This window comes from Streptomyces chattanoogensis, from assembly GCF_001294335.1.
GTDB lineage: Bacteria > Actinomycetota > Actinomycetes > Streptomycetales > Streptomycetaceae > Streptomyces > Streptomyces chattanoogensis.
Window position 1 is genome coordinate 37,957 of sequence record NZ_LGKG01000147.1, and the last position, 19,934, is coordinate 57,890.

12 protein-coding genes are annotated in these 19,934 nt (G+C 71.7%); 8 read left to right on the forward strand and 4 right to left on the reverse strand.

All coding sequences use genetic code 11. The features are described 5' to 3' along the window. The first annotated feature begins 2 nt into the window (after positions 1 to 2). Genes ADL29_RS23780 through ADL29_RS23810 form a run of 7 tightly spaced genes read left to right on the forward strand, consistent with a single transcriptional unit; the run spans position 3 to position 7,758 of the window. Positions 3 to 1,028: an NAD-dependent epimerase/dehydratase family protein gene (locus tag ADL29_RS23780; RefSeq protein WP_053925637.1), complete on the forward strand. Its 1,026-nt coding sequence runs from the start codon at positions 3 to 5 to the stop codon at positions 1,026 to 1,028. A 20-nt stretch (positions 1,029 to 1,048) separates the two neighbouring features. Beyond that, entirely contained in the window at positions 1,049 to 2,323 is a 1,275-nt protein-coding gene (locus ADL29_RS23785) for a DUF4910 domain-containing protein (protein ID WP_053925667.1), read from the forward strand. Then, positions 2,320 to 3,630 carry an MATE family efflux transporter gene (locus tag ADL29_RS23790; protein ID WP_107095061.1) on the forward strand — a complete coding sequence of 437 codons (1,311 nt, stop codon included), beginning with the start codon at positions 2,320 to 2,322 and terminating at the stop codon, positions 3,628 to 3,630. Before ADL29_RS23785 ends, ADL29_RS23790 begins: the two co-directional genes overlap by 4 nt. After that, positions 3,627 to 4,583 carry a glycosyltransferase family 2 protein gene (locus ADL29_RS23795; RefSeq protein WP_053925639.1) on the forward strand — a complete coding sequence of 319 codons (957 nt, stop codon included), beginning with the start codon at positions 3,627 to 3,629 and terminating at the stop codon, positions 4,581 to 4,583. Before ADL29_RS23790 ends, ADL29_RS23795 begins: the two co-directional genes overlap by 4 nt. Next, positions 4,580 to 5,860 (forward strand): polysaccharide pyruvyl transferase family protein, encoded by a 1,281-nt coding sequence (locus ADL29_RS23800; protein WP_053925640.1) that lies wholly within the window; start codon positions 4,580 to 4,582, stop codon positions 5,858 to 5,860. Before ADL29_RS23795 ends, ADL29_RS23800 begins: the two co-directional genes overlap by 4 nt. Next, positions 5,857 to 6,408: a dTDP-4-dehydrorhamnose 3,5-epimerase gene (gene rfbC, locus ADL29_RS23805; RefSeq protein ID WP_053925641.1), complete on the forward strand. Its 552-nt coding sequence runs from the start codon at positions 5,857 to 5,859 to the stop codon at positions 6,406 to 6,408. Before ADL29_RS23800 ends, rfbC begins: the two co-directional genes overlap by 4 nt. Before the next feature lie 6 nt (positions 6,409 to 6,414). Next, entirely contained in the window at positions 6,415 to 7,758 is a 1,344-nt protein-coding gene (locus ADL29_RS23810) for a glutamate-1-semialdehyde 2,1-aminomutase (RefSeq protein WP_053925642.1), read from the forward strand. 42 nt (positions 7,759 to 7,800) lie between these two features. On the opposite strand, the gene ADL29_RS23815 is transcribed toward ADL29_RS23810, so the two are convergent. After that, positions 7,801 to 8,496, reverse strand: a complete 696-nt coding sequence (locus ADL29_RS23815; protein WP_053925643.1) for a phosphatase PAP2 family protein — start codon at positions 8,494 to 8,496, stop codon at positions 7,801 to 7,803. Positions 8,497 to 8,525: 29 nt separating this feature from the next. Here ADL29_RS23815 and ADL29_RS23820 point away from each other — a divergent pair, with 29 nt between their 5' ends. Further along, complete coding sequence (locus tag ADL29_RS23820; RefSeq protein ID WP_053925644.1) at positions 8,526 to 8,834, forward strand: hypothetical protein; 309 nt, start codon at positions 8,526 to 8,528, stop codon at positions 8,832 to 8,834. Positions 8,835 to 9,450: 616 nt separating this feature from the next. On the opposite strand, the gene ADL29_RS23825 is transcribed toward ADL29_RS23820, so the two are convergent. The 3 genes from ADL29_RS23825 to ADL29_RS23835 all read right to left on the reverse strand — a co-directional run bounded on the left by ADL29_RS23825 (position 9,451) and on the right by ADL29_RS23835 (position 19,620). Further along, positions 9,451 to 9,981: a hypothetical protein gene (locus ADL29_RS23825; RefSeq protein ID WP_053925645.1), complete on the reverse strand. Its 531-nt coding sequence runs from the start codon at positions 9,979 to 9,981 to the stop codon at positions 9,451 to 9,453. Positions 9,982 to 10,672: 691 nt separating this feature from the next. Continuing rightward, positions 10,673 to 12,007 carry a cytochrome P450 gene (locus ADL29_RS23830; protein ID WP_053925646.1) on the reverse strand — a complete coding sequence of 445 codons (1,335 nt, stop codon included), beginning with the start codon at positions 12,005 to 12,007 and terminating at the stop codon, positions 10,673 to 10,675. A gap of 65 nt (positions 12,008 to 12,072) precedes the next feature. Continuing rightward, a complete protein-coding gene (locus ADL29_RS23835; RefSeq protein ID WP_063788522.1) occupies positions 12,073 to 19,620 on the reverse strand; it encodes a type I polyketide synthase in 7,548 nt (2,515 codons plus the stop codon). Between the last annotated feature and the right edge of the window lie 314 nt (positions 19,621 to 19,934).

The following is a 19,934-nucleotide window of genomic DNA, read 5'->3' on the forward strand; positions in this document are numbered from 1 at the left end:
CCTTGCGCGTACTGCTGACCGGACACCAGGGCTACCTGGGCACCGTGATGGCCCCGGTCCTCGCGGCCGCCGGGCACGAGGTCGTCGGGCTGGACGCCGGCCTGTTCGCCGACTGCGTCCTCGGCCCGCCGCCCGCGGACCCTGCGGGGCACCGGGTGGACCTGCGCGACGTCACGGCCGACCACGTGGCCGGGGTGGACGCCGTGATCCACCTGGCCGCGCTCTCCAACGACCCGCTGGGATCGCTGGCACCGGACCTCACCTACGACATCAACCACCACGCGTCCGTACGGCTGGCCCGGCTGGCCCGCCACGCCGGAGTACGGCGCTTCCTGTACGCGTCGACGTGTTCCGTCTACGGCGCCGCCGGAGGCGATGGCCTGGTGACCGAGGACGCCCCGCTGCGCCCGGTGACGCCGTACGCGGAGTCCAAGGTGCGGGTGGAGGACGACCTGCACGCGCTCGCCGACGACGACTTCACCCCGGTGTACATGCGCAACGCCACCGCCTTCGGCTACTCACCCCGCCTGCGCGCCGACATCGTGCTCAACAACCTGGTGGGCCACGCGCTGCTGTCCGGCGAGGTGCTGGTGCTCTCCGACGGCACCCCCTGGCGCCCGCTGGTGCACGCCGCCGACATCGCACGGGCCTTCACGGCCGCGCTGGCCGCGCCGCGCGAAGCGGTGCACGACCGGGCGTTCAACATCGGCAGCGAGACCAACAACGTCACGGTGGCCGAGATCGCCGAACAGGTCGCCGAGGCGGTGTCCGGTGCGAAGGTGAGGATCACCGGGGAGAACGGCGCCGACCCGCGCTCGTACCGCGTGGACTTCTCCCGGTTCCGCGCCGCGATCCCCGGCTTCGACTGCGAGTGGACGGTGAAGCAGGGCGCGCTCGAACTCGCCGACTCCTACCGGAAGTTCGGGCTGACCCCGGAGGACTTCGAGCGACGCTTCACCCGCCTCGCCGTGCTGCGCACGGCGTCCGACGCCGGCTCCGTCGACGACACCCTGCGGTGGCGCCGATGACCGAGACCGGCGAACAGCCGATGACCTCGGCCGGCGAAGAGATGCACGCGCTGGTGGAGCTGCTGTACCCGCTGTGCCGGAGCATCACCGGCGACGGTGTGCGCGCCACCCTGGAGATCGTCGGCGAGTACGTCCCGCTGCAGGTGCACGAGGTGCCGACCGGGACGCAGGTGCTCGACTGGACGGTGCCGCAGGAATGGAACATCCGGGACGCGTACATCGCCGACACCGCCGGCAACCGGGTCGTCGACTTCGCCGCGTCCAGCCTGCACGTGCTCGGCTACAGCGTGCCGGTGTCGGCGACCATGCCGCTGGCCGAGCTGCGCGCACACCTGCACACCCTGCCCGACCATCCGACCTGGGTGCCGTACCGCACCAGCTACTACACGCCGGAATGGGGATTCTGCCTGGCCCAGGAGACCCTGGACGCGCTACCGGACGGCGACTACGAGGTACGCATCGACTCCACACTCGCAGACGGCCACCTCACCTACGGCGAGCACGTGGTCCCCGGGCAGGTCCCCGACGAGGTGATCGTCTCCTGCCACGTCTGCCACCCCTCGCTGGCCAACGACAACCTGGCAGGCATCGCGGTGGCGACGTTCCTGGCCCGGACGCTGGCACAGGAGACGCCGTACTACACCTACCGGTTCCTCTACGCGCCCGGCACCATCGGCGCGATCACCTGGCTCGCCCGTAACACCGAGCGGGTGGACCGGGTCAAGCACGGCCTGGTGCTGGCCTGCGCCGGCGACCCGGGCCAACTGACGTACAAGCAGAGCAGACGCGGCGACGCGGAGATCGACCGGGTGATGCGGCACGTGCTGGCAGCCTCCGAACGACCGCACCACGTCAACGAGTTCACCCCGTACGGCTACGACGAGCGGCAGTACTGCTCGCCCGGGTTCAATCTCGGCGTGGGCTCGCTCAGCCGGACCCCGTACGCCGGCTACCCCGAGTACCACACCTCGGCGGACAACCCGGACTTCGTCTCCCCTCAGGCGATGGCGGACACCCTCGCCGTCTGCCGCGAGGCGTTCGCCGTCCTGGACCGCAACCGGCGGTACGTCAACCTCAGTCCCTACGGCGAACCACAGCTGGGCCGACGCGGGTTGTACGACGCGCTCGGCGGCCGCAGCGACACCAAGCAGGCCCAGATGGCCATGCTCTGGGTGCTCAACCTCTCCGACGGCGAGCACAGTCTGCTGGACGTCGCCGAGCGGTCCGGGCTGCCGTTCGACACCGTTGCCGTCGCGGCCGGGGCCCTGCACGGCGCCGGGCTGATCAAGGCATGACGCCGATGACCAACGAGGGGGAGAATCCGCAGACAACGGCGCCACCGGCCGGATCCGCCAGGCGGGCCATCGTCGGCCGCCTGTCCTGGGGACTGGCCGACCAGGCGGCCTCCAGCATCAGCAACTTCGTGGTGGGCATCTACGTGGCCCGCTCGCTGGGGGTGACCGCGTTCGGCGTGTTCAGCCTGGCCTGGGTGACCTACGGCGTGGTGCTCAACGTCTCCCGCGGCCTTGCCACCGACCCGCTCGTGGTGCGCTTCAGCGGCGTGCCGGACGCGTCCTGGCGCGGGGCGGTGGCCCGGTCGACGGGTACCGCACTCGGCGTCGGCGCGGCCCTCGGCGCGGCGTGCCTGGTGGCCGGGCTCGGCCTCGGCGGCCGCGTGGGGCCGGCGTTCGCCGCCCTCGGCGTCATGCTGCCGGGGCTGCTGCTGCAGGACGCCTGGCGCTTCTCCTTCTTCGCCGCCGGCACCGGCCGGAAGGCGTTCGTCAACGACGTCGTGTGGGGCGTCGCGCTCGTCCCCGCCATGGTGGTGGCGGCCCGCGTGGACACCGTGGCCGCCTTCGTGCTCGCCTGGGGCGCCTCCGCCACGGTGGCCGCGGGGTACGGCTACCTCCAGTCCGGCATCCGGCCCCGGATGACCGAGGCGCGCGGGTGGCTTCGCGACCAGCGCGATCTCGGCTACCGGTACCTGGTCGAGAACGTCAGCCTCAGTGGCGCGAGCCAGCTGCGGGCGTACGGGCTCGGCGCGATCGTCGGGGTCGGCGCGGTGGGTGCGGTCCGGGGCGCCGAGCTCCTGCTCGGCCCGTTCCTCGCCGTGCTGATGGGGCTGTCGCTGGTCACCGTCCCGGAGGCGGCACGGGTGCTGCGGCGGGCCCCGCACCGCCTCCGCACGTTCTGCCTTCTGCTGGGCGGCGGGCAGGCCGCCGGTGCGCTGCTCTGGGGCGCGGCGTTGCTGCTGGTGCCCGGCCGGCTCGGCGAGCTGGTGCTCGGCGGCGTCTGGCACTCCGCCGCGCAGCTCATCGTGCCCGTCACCCTCGGTGTCGCGGGCGCGGGGCTCGGCACCGGTGCGGCGGCCGGGCTGCGCGCACTCGGCGCGGCCCGGCGCAGCCTGCGCTGCCAGCTGTTCGCCTCCGCCTGCTATGTCAGCGGTGGGCTCGGCGGGGCGGCCGTGGCCGGCACGGTCGGCTCGGCCTGGGGCGTCGCCGCCGCAACCGTCAGCAGCTCGGCCGTGTGGTGGCTGCACCTGCGCTCCGCCCTGCGCGAGCACCACCACCACAACCCCATCCCCGAAGTGAGGACCTCATGACCGCGCAACCCAGGCTGAGCATCGGCCTGCCCGTGTACAACGGCGAGGAGTACCTCGCCGAGTCGCTCGACGCCCTGCTCGGCCAGACCTACGAGGACTTCGAGCTGGTCATCTCCGACAACGCCTCGACCGACGGGACCCAGGACATCTGCCGCAAGTACGCCGCGCAGGACTCACGCATCCGGTACCTCCGGCTGCCCCGGAACATCGGCGCCACGCCGAACCACAACCATGTGTTCGCCGAGTCCCGCGGCGAGCTGTTCAAGTGGGCCTCGCACGACGACCTTTACGGCCGGGACCTGCTGCGGCGCTGCGTGGAGGCGCTGGATGAGCGGCCGGACGTGATCCTCGCGCACACCGACCAGGCAGTCATCGACGGCGACGGCCAGCTGAAGGTCCCGTACGAGTACCGGCTCGCCACCGACTCGCCGCACCCGCCGGAGCGCTTCCGCAGTCTGCTGTTCGAGCCCGGCGGCGACGACTTCTACGGGGTGCTGCGGGCCGACGTGCTGCGCCGGGTGAAACCGCTCGACAGCTACCACCACGCGGACCGCACGTTCGTCGCCGAGATCACCCTGCACGGGCCCTTCCACCAGGTGCCCGAACTGCTGTACTTCCGCCGCGACCACCCCACCCGCGCCGAGCGGGCGAACCCTTCCAAGCGCTCCCGGTGCGTCAACCTCGACCCGCGCCGAGCGGGCCCGCTGCACCCGACGCCCCGGCTGCTCGCCGAGTACGTCTGGGGCTTCGTCGCAGCGATCCGGCGGGCGCCGCTGTCCCCGGCCGACCGGCGCGCGTGCTACCGCCACCTGGCCGCGTGGATGACCAGCCGGGTCCGGCCGGGCGCCGGCGAGCGGGTCGAGGACCGCGCCCCGGTCGACCCGGCCCTGCTCACGGTCTCCGTCGACGCCCTCGTCGCCGGCCGTGAAGGTCGTGCAGGGAGGCAGGCATGACGTCAGCGGACGAAACTCCGGTGCGCGTCGGGGTGTTCGGCCTGCTCGGCTCCGGCAACCTCGGCAACGACGGATCGCTCGAGGCCGTCCTCGGCTACCTCCGCGCCGAGCACCCGGACGCGGTCGTGGACGCGCTGTGCGGCGGACCCGAGGCCGTGACGGCCCGGTTCGGGATCCCCGCCACGCGGCTGCACTGGAACCGCGCGGAGTACCGGACCGCGTCCCGCGCGGGCGCGATCGCGGCGAAGGGCCTGGGCAAACTCGTCGACGCCGTCCGCACCGCCGCCTGGGTGCGCCGGCACGACGTGGTGATCGTGCCGGGCATGGGCGTCCTGGAGGCCACGCTGCCGCTGCGGCCGTGGGGCTTCCCGTACGCGCTGTTCCTGCTCTGCGCAAGCGGACGGCTGCTCGGCACCTGGGTCGCGCTGGTCAGCGTCGGCGCCGCCGAGATCCGCAACCGGCCCACCCGGGCCCTGGTGCGCTGGTCGGCGCGGCTCGCCGCGTACCGCTCGTACCGGGACGCCCAGTCCCGCGACGCGATGCGGGCGATGGGCGTGAACACCGCGCGCGACGAGGTCTATCCGGACCTCGCCTTCTCCCTGCCGACGCCGCAGGCGAGCACGCCCGCGGACTCTCCCGGCACGGTCTGCGTCGGCGTCATGGACTTCCACGGCGGCAACGACGACCGCGCCCGAGCCGGGGAGATCCACCGGCGCTACCTCGACGGGACGATCCGCTTCGTCCGCACACTGGTCGAGGAGGGCAGGCCGGTCCGGCTGCTCACCGGCGACCAGTGCGATGCGCCGGTGGTCGCCGCGATCCTCGACGCGGTGGACTCGCCGCTGGTCACCGCTGCCGAACCGACCTCACTGGCCGACCTGATGAACGAGATGGCGGCCGCCGACACCGTGGTGGCGATCCGGTACCACAACCTGATCTGCGCGCTGAAGACCGGTACGCCGGTGCTCGCCCTCTGCTACGCGGCCAAGAGCGACGCGCTCATGACGCAGATGGGCCTCGGCGCGTACCGCCACCCGGCGCGCGAGGTCGATGCCGACCGGCTGCTCGAGCAGTTCCGGGCGCTGGAGAAGCGATCGGCCGAGCTGCGGCAGACCCTCACCGAGCGGAACCTGGCCGCCGCCCGGCAACTAGCGCACCAGTTCGCTGCCTTGACCGCAGCCGTGTTCCCGGCGACCGACCGCACCCGCACCCGCACCCACACCCACACCCACACCCACACCCACACCCACACCCACGCTCGGCAGGAGTCTCCATGAAAGCAACCGAAGTCCCGGAGATCGCCGGCGCGTACCTGTTCGAGCCCACGCCGTACGCCGACGAGCGCGGCTTCTTCTGCCGCACCTTCGACGCCGACGTGGTCCGCTCGGTGGGCCTCGACCCGCACGCCTTCGTCCAGGACAGCGTCTCCCGCTCCGTCCGGGGCGTGCTGCGCGGCCTGCATCTGCGCTCCGGCGCCGGCGAGGCCAAGCTGGTGCGGTGCTCGTACGGGAGGATCTTCGACGTCGTCGTGGACCTGCGACCGGACTCGCCGACGTACCGCAACCGGGCCTTCTTCGAGCTGTCCGGCGAGACACAGACGACCCTGTACATCCCGGCGGGGTGCGCACACGGCTTCCAGGCATTGACCGAAACCGCCGACACCTCGTACCGGATCGACCGCCCGCACGATCCGGCCGAGGACGTGACGATCGCCTTCGACGACCCGGAGCTCGCCATTCCCTGGCCGCTGCCGGCCACATCGATGTCCCAGCGGGACCGGGAGGCGCCGAGCCTCGCCGACGTCCTGAAGCAAAAGGAGAGTTGAGGCGGCGTGGACACCGAACACACCGAAAGGGCCGGGCAGTTCGTCCAGTCCCGGTCGCGGACGGCGAACGAGCGGCTGCACGCCCTGGTCCCCGGGGGCGCGCACACCTACGCCAAGGGCGACGACCAGTACCCCGAGAACCTGGCCCCGGTCATCAGCCGCGGTCACGGTGCCCATGTCTGGGACGTCGACGGCAACCGCTACATCGAGTACGGCTCGGGTCTGCGGTCGGTCAGCCTCGGCCACGCCCACCCCCGCGTGCTCGAGGCGGTGCGGCGGGAACTCGACCGCGGCAGCAACTTCGTCCGCCCGTCCATCGTGGAGGTCGAGGCCGCGGAACGCTTCCTGGCCACGGTGCCCACCGCGGAGATGGTGAAGTTCGCGAAGAACGGCTCGGACGCCACCACCGCCGCGGTGCGCCTCGCCCGCGCCGCCACCGGGCGCCCACGGGTGGCCATCTGCGCCGACCATCCGTTCTTCTCCGTCGACGACTGGTTCATCGGCACCACGCCGATGTCCGCCGGTATTCCGGCGGCGACCACCGAGCTGACTGTGGCGTTCCCTTACGGAGACCTGGCCGCCACTCAGCAGCTGCTCACCCGGTACCAGGACGAGATCGCCTGCCTGATCCTCGAACCTGCCTCCCACACCGAGCCCCCGCCCGGATACCTCGAGGGCCTCCGCGAACTGGCCGACCGGCACGGCTGCGTACTGATCTTCGATGAGATGATCACCGGCTTCCGCTGGTCCGAGGCGGGCGCCCAGGGCCTGTACGACGTCGCCCCCGACCTCTCCACGTTCGGCAAGGCGCTGGGCAACGGGTTCGCCGTCTCCGCGCTGGCCGGGCGACGCGAGCTGATGGAGCGCGGCGGGCTGCGTCACTCCGGCGACCGGGTGTTCCTGCTGTCGACCACGCACGGCGCGGAAACGCACTCGCTGGCCGCCGCGATGGCCGTGCAAACCACCTACGTCGAGGAGGGCATCACGGCTCGGCTGCACGCCCTCGGCGAGAGGCTGGCCGCCGGTGTCCGCGAGGCCGCGGCCGGAATGGGCGTCGGCGACCACGTAGTCGTCCGGGGCCGGGCCAGCAACCTGGTCTTCGCCACCCTCGACGAGAACAGGCAGCCGTCGCAGGAATACCGCACCCTGTTCCTGCGCCAGCTCCTCGCGGGCGGGGTGCTGGCCCCGTCGTTCGTGGTGAGCAGTGCGCTCTGCGACGCCGACATCGACCGCACCGTCGACGTGGTGGCCCAGGCATGCGCGGTGTACCGGAAGGCACTGGAGGCCGCCGACCCCACTCCCTGGCTGGCCGGGCGACCGGTCAAGCCCGTATTCCGTCGCTTGGTGTGACTGCCGGTGACCTGACGTGACGTGACATGGCGTGACGTAACGTCAGCGACGCTCCCGCCGCCTGGCGTCGGCCATCCGATCTGCCATCCGATCGACCAGCCGGTCGGCCATCTGGTCGACCAGCCACGCGGTCGCCGGTATCACCGCCAGCGCGGTGCACCAGCCGCCGAGGACGTCGGTCGGATAGTGCGCGCCCAAAGCGACCTGCGCCCCTCCCATGGCGGCGCCGGCAACCAGCGCTGCGGCGAACACGAGCAACGTGCCGGCCGCCCTGCCGAGGCCGAGCCGGCCGCTCGCGAACAGCGCCACCATGAGGGCGAGCGCGGTGACGAAGGCGGTGTGCCCGCTCGGGTAGGACAGGTTGCCGTCGCCGTGGATGGTGCGTCCCACCAGCGACTTGAGCAGTGTCGCCGTCCCCACGCTCATGCCGACCCCGGCAACGACGAGCACCGCCGCACGAGGACGCCGAAGCAGCAGACAGCCGCCCACGACGGCCACGACCAACATCGCCGCTCCGACGGGCTCACCCAAGAAGTCCATGGCCAGAGCGACGTGCCGCCACGGCGGCCGCACACCGTCCACCGCCGGCTGGATCCACGCGTCCACCACGCCGGGCCGGCTGTGGCCGGCGTACCGGACCCCCAGTACGACGACGATCAGCGTGGCGAGGGCCGCGATCGGCCCGAGCCACGCGCGCAGCGACGGGGGTAACACCGCGGGCGCCGGCCGGCCGGTCACCGGCCCACCGCGTCCGGTCGCTGACCGCGTTGGCGAAGGCGGAGCCGGCGACCGCGCCCCACGACGGCGGGTACCCGCTGCACACCGTGCCCTACCAGCCGACGCTCACCCTGCCCCAAGGGCCTGCCCTTCCGGCGTTTCGCACCAAGGGCCAACTGTCCGCCCCCATGGTGGCCCGGGTCCGCGCCGCAACCCCCAACGCGGCGGCGGTCGAACCGAACTCCCCGCTGATGACCGAGACGGGGAAAACCCACACACCGTCGCAGACGACCGTCCGTTCCGGCCACGCGCTCCCACGCCACTGGACGCCGGTCGACGTGACCTTCGGCTTCTGCTGACACCAACCCCCCCAACAACGAGCCCCAAGTCGTGCCCGACCCACCCTGTCGTGCCCGACCCACCCTCCAGCGACCATAACCGCCGCTCTTGGCCTGCACGACCCCGCCGGGTAAGCAGGGACCTGACGCCGCTGCATACCCGGCACCGCTTGGCCCGCGCAGGAGCCGTCACGTCTACCGGGTGATGTCTGCCAGATGACGCGGCGCGGTTATGAGCGAGCTCGCCGAGGAACTGCCCCACGTAGGGGTGGCCGCCGTTGTAGCCGGAGAGGAAGACGCGGGCCCCCGGTTGCCGCCGCTCCGCCTCGATGTGTTCGTGACACTCCAGCATGCGGAAGAGCGTGGGTCCGCCGGTCGTCCTGGCCCGGTCTGCAGCTCAACCTGCCTGAGTACGTTGCCGTACCAACTGTGGCCGCGGTCCGCCTCTGGCTCCGCCAGTGACCCGTTGGAAAGATCAAGCTGAGACCGTCTGTTCAGTACGGCGGCGAGTGTTGCGGCGTGCCGGCCTGACTGGCGGGCCAGGAGCTGCCTGGTACGACGAGACCGCCGCCTTCTACGAAGCGGCGGTCCCACTTGCCTCGTTCCTGCTCTGGGCAAGATTGTTTGAAGGGGGACCCTAGACGAAGGTCAGCGTCGCGGGCCCGGACTGCTGGGGCACCCCTGCTCGGCAGGCGGTGGCGTTGAGGGTGGGCAGCGTGACCGTGCGCGTAGCCGTGTTGCCCTGGCCGTAGCCGTTGGTGACCTTACCCACGGCGGTGACCTGGGTAGTTCCGTTGGCGAGCCTGTCCACGCTCGTCACTTTGAAGAGCACTCCTGACGTGTCACCGGTGTTCCATGTGTAGGTGGGGCTGTCCTGCGCGCCCAGCGGGTTGTTGATCGAGGTGCAGGACGCGGTTTCGGTGAGCGAGAAGGATCCTGTTCCGGACCGGATGCCGTCCACATTCACGCAGGAGGTGTACACCTCGGTGATGGTCACCTTGGTCGACTTGGGCGTGTCGGTCAGCGGCGGTTTGTACGTGACGGTCTGGGTACCCGTGCACGACAGGAGCTTGGGGGCCGCATGTGCAGGGACGGGGAGAAGGAGAGCCCCGCACGCGAGCGCGAGTGCGGCTCCGGCGCCGAGGAAACGGGAACGTGTGATCGTCAACAGAGGTCCTCTCGGTGGCGTCTTCGACGGATGATCCGACGCGCCACCATTAGCCCACCGCTTTCCGCCAGTTGACCAGATGCTGACGCACCCGCGAAAGCGCATCGGAGCACGGCATGGAGCGGCCTGCCCGCCGGGCGCCGCGCGCCTGTCACCGCACGCGCCGACTCGCCGGCAGCGATCCCCATTTCTGCTGGTCAGTGCAGCATTTGCATGCGGTTGTCGGTTGATTCGGGGGTGGTGTCGCGGGCGAGGAGGAGTGAGGAGGAGTTCGGTGCGTCTGGTGGCGGCTGGGGCGTTTGGCGGCTCAGGCGGAGATCAGGCAGCGATCGCGATGTGGGTCTCGGCATGTGTTTCACGACGCCGGTGAAGCGCCGAAGCAGGAGCCCACTGCCGTAGTGCGGCGTTGGTGTGCTCAACGAAGATCCGGGCCGAGGACTGTCGGCGCCGCGCCTCGTGCCAGGCATAGTTGTCGCCGTCGCAGGCGCCGTCGCCGTCGCCGTCGCAGGCGTCGTCCTTCGGCTTCTTCGGCGGGGTGGTCGCCTGGCGGGGAAACTCCTTGACCGGCGGCCCTTGATACCCGGAGTCGAGCTCGACTTTCCACGCGGGCGATAGCGGAGCTGTTCGGCGATGCCCTCGACCATAGACGCCGCCGACAGCGCCTTGCCGAGCTGTCGGCCCTGCCCAGCGGCTACTTGGGGGTGAGGGCGAAGCGGAGTGAGGTGTGGTCGATGGTGTGGGGGAGTGGCAGCGGCGGGGCCAAGGGGCGACGGGGGAGCAACAGGAGGGCTTTGTGGTCGCGGAGGAGCGCGGCGAGGAGGGTTGCGGCGGTGTAGAGGACGAGGTCCTGACCGGGGAGCATTGCCGGACCGTGGCTGAGGGGAGCCAGCGCCCAGTTGTCATCGTTGCGGCCGTCCAGCCAGGCGTCGGGCTCGAAATGGTCGGCATGCGCGAGGTGTTGGGGATCTCGGTGGAAGAAGGAGCGGTAGAAGACGACAGTGGTGTCGGCCGGGGTGGTGGTGCCGTTGTGCCAGGTGGTCTCCGCGGTGGTGTCGCGGTGGATGGCCGGTGGGATGGGCCAGAGGCGCAGCGACTCCAGGATGCAGGCTCGCAGGAGGGACAGCGCGTCGGCCGTGGCCGGCTGAGCGGGGTCGGCGTCGTCGAGTGCGGTGCGTACGCGGGCGGCGTGTTCGGGGTGGCTGGCCAAGAGGGCGAGTGCGCTGTAGGCCGCGATGGAGACGGCGTCGTAGGCGAAGAGCCAGTGCGGGATCTGCCCTAGAGGTTCGGCGGACTCCGGGCAGGGGGCGGTGGCGACCAGGGCGGCCAGGCTGTCGGGCTCGGCGCTGTCCGCATAGGCGCGTACGCGGGCGAGGAACGCGTCGCGGACCCTTTCCTTCGGCTTGCGCAGGGTGAGCCAGTCGGCGTCGGCACGCAGCCTGTCCAGGAGTTGGGTGACGCGGTGGTCGTCGCGGGCGGCGTCCCCGAGGACGATACGGCGGGTGATGCGCCGGAAGGCAGCGGAGAAGTCCTCCCAGTGCAGCGGTCGGCCCGAGCTGCCGACGAGGGTGAGGAGGGCCTGGGCCTCCTCGGGGATGCGCGGGGTGAGGGCCGGGAAGAGCCGGTGGGCGGAGGCGTCCCGGTCGAGCACCGCCTCGTTGAAGGCGCGCTGCTCGGGACGGGATTCGGTGGGGCCGATCAGGGCTCCGTCGGGTGGGAAGTGGTGTAGTCCGCCGGCCTTTTCCCTGGTGGCAGGGGTGGCGGTGAACATGTGCCGGGCGTCCTGCGGAGAGAGCAGCAGGAGCACCCGCCGCCCGGGGACGAGGACCGAGACCGGGCCTTCGCCGTGCCGTCGGCGCAGGTGCGCGAGGGTGCGATGGGCCCGGCGGTTGGCGTCGCATCCGGCGGCGAGGCGGACCATGCGGGGACGGCGGAGGATCGCGCCCTGAGCCGCGGTGGGGAGGAAGACGGTGGCGGCCAACAGCACCGTCTCCGGGAGCGAGGCTCGGGCGGGTGGCCGCTGTGGCATGGGGGCCGTCCTTCATGAGCGGGTTTGCGGGGCGGTGTGCGCTTCGGGCCGAGGTTCCGGAGCGGTTAGCGCTGGGCCTCCAGCGCCGAAACAAACGCGGTGGTGACTGACTTCTGGGTGGGAAGTTGGCCGGCCGCAGGCGCGGGCTCGGCGGCGGCCGACGTCTGGTCGTTGTTCAGGCCGAGGCGCAGATGCAGCAGGGTGGTGAGGCCGTCGATGGTGCCGCCGCTGCGCAGGAGTTCCATCGGGGGGATGTCGAGATCGAATTGGTGGCGCAGCGCCATCAGGAGTTCGGCGGCCATCAGGGAGTCCATCCCGTATTCGTCCAGCCTGCGGTGCGGATCCAGGGCGTCCGGGGCCAGCTGCATGACCTTGGCCAGCACCTGGGTGATGGCGTCCTGTACCGCGGCGCGGGCCTCTTCGGGGGGCAGGGCGGCCAGTGCCGCGAGGATCTCTTCGCGGGACCGGCCGCCCGTCTCGGTATACGTGGGCACGAGCAGGCTGTGGCGCGGGGCGTCGAGGGTGGGGACGAGACCGCGGCACCGTCCCCAGTTGTAGCGGCCGGCTCCGGCCACCGGGGTGTCACGGGTGAGCAGGTCGTCGGCGGCGGCGAAGGCGTCGCGGAGGCTGAGGGGTTCGAGGCCGAGGGCGGAGAGCTGGGCGGCCAGGTTGTTGCGGACGACGTATCCGGTTTCGCCGAGCGCTCCCCAAGCGATGGCCTGGGCCGGGAGCCCGGCTGCGCGCCGCTGCCGTACCAGGGCTTCGAGGAAGAGGTTGCCCGCAGCGTACGGGGCCTGTTGCACGTTGCCGACGTACGCGGTGTCCGAGGAGATCAGGAGGAACAGGTCGAGCCGCCGGTCGCGGGTGAGCCGGTCCAGCACCAGTGCGCCGCCCGCTTTGGGGGCCAGCACGGCGGCGAAGCGCTCTTCGGACAGCTCGCTCAGGGGTGCGTCGTCGAGGTGCATCGCGCAGTGCACCACGCCGCGCAGCGGATGGCCTCCGGCGTCGATGCCGTCGAGCAGGGCACGCATGCTCTCGATGTCCGTGCAGTCGGTGGCATGCGCGGTCGCGTGGACGCCGCGCCGGGTCAGCGCCTCGAGGAGGGCGGGCGCTTCGGGGGCGGCGGCGCCGCGCCGGCCGGCCAGGGCGAGGTGGCGGGCTCCGCGTTCGGCGAGCCAGTGTGCGGTGGCGGCCCCGAATCCGCTGAGCCCGCCGGTGATGAGGTAGGTACCGTCCGGGTCCAGGACCGGACGGGCGGGGTGCGTTTCGACGGTGACGGGTTCGTCGAGCGGGTCGAAGGCGACCACGACCTTGCCGATATGGCGGGAGTGCTGCATGAGCTCGAACGCCTCGCGCACCCGTGCCGCCGGGAACACGGTGTGCGGCAGCGGCCGGTAAGCGCCGCTTCGCACCCGCTCACCGACCTCGTCGACCAGGGCCAGAGCCGTGTCGGGCCGGTGCATCAGGGCGAGCAGATCGACGCCGAAGAAGGCGAGGTCGTTCCGGAACGGGGCGAGGGAGAGGGGCTTGTTCTCGTACATGTCGCGCTTGCCCAGCTCGATGAACCGGCCGCCGGGGCGCAGCAGTTCCAGGCTGCGGCCGATGGCCTCGCCGGCGAGGGAGTTGATGACGACGTCGACGCCGTTTCCCCCGGTGAGGTGCTTGATCTCGGCTGCGAAGTCGAGGCTGCGGGAATCCAGCACGTGCTCTGCGCCGAGGAAACGCAGCAGTTCGCGTTTCGTCTCGTTGCCCGCGGTGGCGATGAGGTGCGCACCCCGCATCTGGGCGAGCTGGAGTGCGGCCAGTCCGACGCCGCCGGCGCCGCCGTGGACCAGGACCGTCTCCCCCGCCTGGAGCCGGGCCAGGTGCTCCAAGCTGTAGTGAACGGTGCAGAAGGCCACCGGAAGGGCTGCCGCGGCCTCGAAGCTCATGCCGTCGGGGAGGTGCCACAGCCCTTGGGCCAGGGTGGTCACGTGGGAGGCGAGTGCCGAGGGCGCGAAGCCGAGGACGCGGTCGCCGACGGCTACGGCGCTGACCTCGGGCCCGACGGCGGTGACGGTCCCGGCGCACTCCATTCCGGGCGCTGAGTGCAGGGTCCCTTCGCTGGCCTCGGCCGGCAGCAGTCCGGTCACGGACATGATGTCGCGGTAGTTCAGCGCGGCGGCCCGTACGGCCACGGCCACCTCCCCGGCGCCCACCGTCGGGGGTTCGGCCTCCTTCCAGCCCAGGTCGTAGAAGAGACCCGGGCTGCGGGCATCCAGGGCGTAGTGGTCCGGAGCACGGGCGGGCGTCGCAGGGAGCGGCGTCTCTCGGGGGACGAATCGTCCCCCGAGGGTGAGGACGATCTCGTCCTCGTCGGAGGGTGCGAGCAGTTCGCGGGCCAGCCGGCAGGCGTCGTCGGCCGAGGTGCCGGACCGGTCGAGGCTGATGCGTCGGACGGCCAGGTCCGGGTACTCGTTGCCCAGTGTGCGGCCGACGCCCCAGGCTGCGGCGTCGGCCGGGACCTGGGGCCGCTCGGGGGAGGGGAGGGCCCCGCTGGGACGGGTCACCAGCCACAGCCAGGTGCGGCCGTGCGGGGCGCGGCTTTCCTGTACCCGCGCCAAGGCGCACAGCAGTGCCGCCCGTTGTGCACTGTGCTCGGTGAATTCGCCGACGCCGGAAGGGACGCCGTCAGCCAGGATTGCCACCAGGTGGAGCTCCTCGGCCGACTCACCGATGCCGCGTGACCGTTCCCGTACGTCCTCGTCGGCCTGGACGCGGCACACCGCATGCCGTCCGCCGGCGGCGAGAAGCTCCGCCAGGGAGTTGGCGAGCGGCTCCTCGGCGGGCGCCTCCGTGACGATCGCGTAGGCCGCGCTCTCGGACCCGGCGGGAGGCGCGGGCGGCAGTACGCGGGCCCTCCCGGGAGCGGTGGCCAGCACCACGGAAGCGGAGCCGAGGACCGACTCGTGGTCGTCCCCGGTCTGGACGATGTCGGTGAATCCGCACCGCTCCAGCAGTGGCGGCCACGCCTCCCTCGGCAGCAGGACGGAGCTGGGTCGCAGCTCACGGTCGGTGTGCTGGTGCCAGAAGCCGTCCACCGCCCAGAACCAGGGGAGCAGGGCCTCGGGGCTGTGACTCTCGATGCTCAGGAGACGGCCATGGGGGGCCAGGAGGGTGGTGATCCGTTCCAGGGCGGCGGTGAGGTCCTTGCTGGTGTGGAGCGCGTTGGCGGCCACCACGAGATCGAAGCAACCCTCGGTCAGGCCCTGTTCTCCCGGTTCCTCGTCGAGATCGAAGGTGCGGTACTGCACGAAGTCGTACCGTGCGAAGCGCTGTTCGGCTCGGGGGAGGAAGATCGCGGAAAGGTCGGTGTACAGGTAGGTGGTCCGGTCGGCCGGCAGGACGGGGAGCAGGGCGCTGGTGAGGCCGCCGGTCCCGGCCCCGACTTCGAGGATGCGCAGTGGTCGGTCGGCCGGCCAACGTCGGGCCATCTCGCCGACGAGCGCCTGCGCGATGCGGTTGTGGAAACGGCAGAAGGGCGCGGTGTCGTAGAACAGCTCCAGGAGGTATCCCGCCCCCTCCCCGGTCAGCATCTCCAACGGGTCGCATTCGCCGCGGAGCAGCAGCAGGATCTGCGAGGCGTTGCGCACCGCCAGGGCTGCCTCGTTTCCCCAGGCGGTGAACTCTGATGTGAAGAGCATGGGAGGTGACTGAAGCGCGGCGGGTGTCAGCGCCCAGTGCCCGGGTGCCACCGCGGTGACGAGACCGTGCCGCTCCAGAACCGGCAGCGTCAGCTCGCACACGGGAAGGTGCTTCTCCAGCATCCCCGCCGCGGTCAGGTCTGCCGGCGTGAAGGGCGCGGCGGGATCGGGCAGGAGCTCCGCCAAGGCGGCTGCGAGGCAGGCCACGAAGTACTGTTGGGTCCTTTCCGTCGCCTCGGCGGGCTTCAACGGCCGGAATGCCCGGCGCAGTTCCGCGATCCGTTCCCCGCAGGCGGTGGCGATCAGCCGGGAGGCGGGAAGGGGGCTCGGCGCGGCCGGGGCGTCGTGGTGCGGGGCGGCGCGGAGCACGGTGTGATGCCGGGTCACGGGCGCGTACACGGGGCTGGCAAAGCGGCGCATACGGCAGCCTTCCAGCTCGACGGTGACGGTGCCGTCCTCGTCGGTGATGACGATGTCCCAGCACACTTCGGACGGCGTACGGGACCGCTCGCGTACGTACGCAAAGCCCTGGGCGGAGGGAGCACGCCAGACCTGAACGGCTCCGATCGCCGTCGGCAGGTAGACGTCACCGTCGGCGGCGACGCCCTCCATCAACGGCGCACCTGCCTGCAGTGCACCGTCGACCACCGCGGGGTGCGCCGTGAACTTCCGCTGCGGCTCCTGTTGTTGATAGGCGGCCAGCACCTCACCCGGCCCGGCGTGCAGTTCGGTCAGGACGCGGAACGTGGGGCCGTACGCCAGCCCGCGCTCGGCCAGCATCGCGTACTGGTCGGCGGCGGCGGTGCGCCGGGTGCAGCGGGCCCGGATTCCGGCCAGGTCCAGGGGGCCGGGGGCGCTGCCGATGCGTTGACGGACCCGGGCGCGCACATGCGGCCGCGGGTCGCCGGCGCCCTCGTCGGTGCTGGTGATGGCCGCCACTCCGTCGTCCGGGTTCAGCGCGAGCTGAGTGTGGACGCTGGAGGCTTCGGCCCAGGGGATGGTCAGCGGACTGATGATCTCCATCCGGTCCACCGACACCGCCGTTCCCAGCGCCCGTTCGCCCGCGGCCAGGAGCATCTCCAGGTACGCGGCGGCCGGCATGACCACGGACCCGGCGAGCTTGTGGTCGGCCATCCAGGGCACCAGCACCGGTTCGACGGCGCCGTGCCACAGCGGATGCGGGCCGGGCATCCGCTCCCCCAGCAGGGGGTGTTCCACCTGGCCGTTGCCGCTGGTGCGTACCCAGTCGTGCGGGGTGGCGTTCCAGTGGCGTTCGCGCTGCCAGGGGTAGGCGGGGAGGTCCACCACCTGGCCCGGGCGGGGGAAGTACCTGGTCCAGTCGATGTCGGCGCCGGCGGCCATGGTGGCTTCAACCGCCCTGTGCAGTGCCCGGCCGCCGTCCGTCGCGCGCCGCAGCGTGGGTACGACGGCCGCGGTCCCGGGGCGGGCCCGGCCGGTGATCCGGCGCAGATAGGACCGCAGGACGGGGTGCGGCCCGACCTCGACGAAGACGTCCGCGCCCTCCTCCACGGCGGCCTCGACGGCGGGGCCGAACCGCACGGGCTCGCGCACGTTCCGCCACCAGTAGGCGGCATCGAGCTCGCTGCCGTCGAGCCGCTGCCCCGTCACCGTGGAGTACATCGGGATGCGGGTCGGTGACGGGGCCAGGCCGTCCAAGCCCCGCAGCAGCGGTTCGCGGAGGGGGTCCATGGCGGTGCTGTGGAAGGCGTAGTCCAGCTCCAGCACCGTGCAGGCGGTGTCCTGGGCGCTCATGTCTGCGGCCAGGCGCAGGAGCTCGGCCTCGGGGCCCGAGACGGTCACGTCCCGGTCCGAGTTGACCGCCGCGACCTCCAACCCCGGGTATTGCACGAGGACTTCGTTGGCATTTTCCGGTGGCAGGGCGAGCGCCGCCATCCGGCCGCTCCCGGCGGTCTCCGCCTGGACTCGGGAGCGCTCGGCGACGACCCGCGCCGCCTGCTCCAGGTCGAGTGCCCCGGACACGTGGGCGGCGGCCACTTCGCCCACGCTGTGGCCGAGCACGACGATGGGGGTGATGCCGCGCTCACGCAGCGCGGCCGTTACGGCGACCTGCACGGCGAACAGCAGCGGCTGGGCCACCTCGGTCGCGGCCAGCTCGGCGTCCGTGACCGTGCCCAGCCTCTCCGCCACCGACCAGCCCAGATGGGGCAGCAGTGCCGCGTCCACGGCCGCCAGGGCGGTGCGGAAGGCGCCGTCGCCGTCGAGGAGGCCGGTGCCCATGCCCGCCCACTGCGACCCGTTGCCGGAGAAGACGAACGCGACCCGGCCGTGCTCCGTCGCCTCACCGACCGCCCCGCCGCGCTCCTCTTGCGCCGCCTCGGCCTCATCGCCCGGGAACGTCGCCACCAGCCGCTCTGCCGCCTCGCGCGGTCCGTCCGCGAGTACCACCGCCCGGTGCCGGTGCGTACCGCGCCGCAGGGTCGCGGTATAGGCGAGGTCGTAGAACTCATCGGGCTCGGCCCCCGACAGCCGCTCCGCCATACGGGCCACGGCCTGACGGAGCGCCTGTGGGGTACGCGCCGATACGAGTACCGGGCGGGCGGCATCCGCCGCCTGCGCCGCCGCCCCCGCGACATCCGGCACCGCCGGCGCGGTGCCGACGATGACATGGGCGTTGGCACCTCCGAAGCCGAAGGAGTTGACGCCCACCACCGGCCGCGAGGCCGGCGGCAGGGGCAGGGCGCGGTCCACCGGTGCCAGGTTCAGCCCGGCGAAATCGATGTCCGGGTTCGCCGGCCGGGTGTGCAGCGAGGCAGGAGCGGTACCGTGACGCAGCACCAGCAGCGCCTTGAGCAGCCCGGCGATGCCGGAGGCGGGTTCCAGGTGGCCCAGGTTCGATTTCACCGAACCGATCGGCAGCGCCCCCGTCCGCCGCCGGACCCCCAGCGCACGGCCGATGGAGCGGCACTCGGCCGGGTCTCCCACCAGGGTGCCGGTGCCGTGCGCTTCCAGATACACCAACTCGTCCGGGGCGACGCCCGCTTGCTCGTACACCTCTCTCAACAGGTCTTCCTGCGCTTCGGGGTTGGGCAGGGAGACACCCGGCGTGCGGCCGTCGCTGTTGGATCCGCTGCCGAGGATCACCCCGTGCACCCGGTCGCCGTCGGCCCGCGCGTCCGCCAGTTTCTTGAGGACGACCAGCCCGCCGCCCTCGGCCCGTACAAAACCGTCCGCCTCGGCGGAGAAGGCGGCGCACTTGCCCCGCATCGAGAGCATGGACGCCTGGGAGAACCCCACGTAGTGGTACGGACTGAGCAGCATGTTCACCCCGGCGCACAGCGCCGTGCTGCTGGTGCCGTCCCACAGCGTGCGGCAGGCCAGGTCCAGCGCCACCAGCGAGGACGAACAGGCCGTGTCGATAGCCATACTGGGGCCGCGCAGGTCCAGGCAGTGCGAGACGCGGTTGGCGGCGAGCGAGGACGCGCCCCCCGACATGGTGTAGCCGCTCACCGTACGCACCCTCATCAGCTGCAGGGCACCGTAAGAGGCATCGGAGATCCCGACGTACACCGCGGTGTCCGACCCGGCCAATGCGCGCGGGGAGATCGCGGCGTTGTCCAGGGCCTCAGCCGCCAGCTCGAGCACCAGCCGATGTTGAGGGTCCATCTGCACGGCCTCTCTCGGCGTGATGCCGAAGTACTCGGCGTCGAAGGAGGCGACATCGGAGAGGAAGCCGCCCGCGGCGGTATAGCTCTTGCCGGTGCGCGGCATGCTCGTATCGATGAACCGGGTGGCGTCGAACCGTTCGGCGGGCGCTTCACCGACCAGGTCCCGGCCCTCTTCCAGCGCTTGCCACAACCCGTCCACATCGCTGATGTCACCGGGCAAACGGCAGGCGGCTCCCACAATGGCGATCGGCTGGTACCGGTCAGGGGCGTTGCTGGCGCTCATACGCGTTCCTCACATGGTGCCGGGGGTCGAATGAGGGGGAGAGTCAGCGGTTCTGAGGCACCGTCATTCATCCGGCGCGAAGGGCGCGCACTCGGAGACGGAGACGTACGCTGCTCGGCGTCGCCGCCGCCCAGTGGCGTCGGCAGTTCAATGCGCCAAGAAATCCAGGAACGACACGAGGGGCATAACTCCGCATCGGCTCACATCGACACCAGCATCGTGAAGCGATGCCCATCGCCGAGCGGCGTTTTCGCCTGGGTCAGTGGGGGTTGGGCAGCGTCGCGGTGACGCTGCCCGAATAGTCCTGTCTCAGG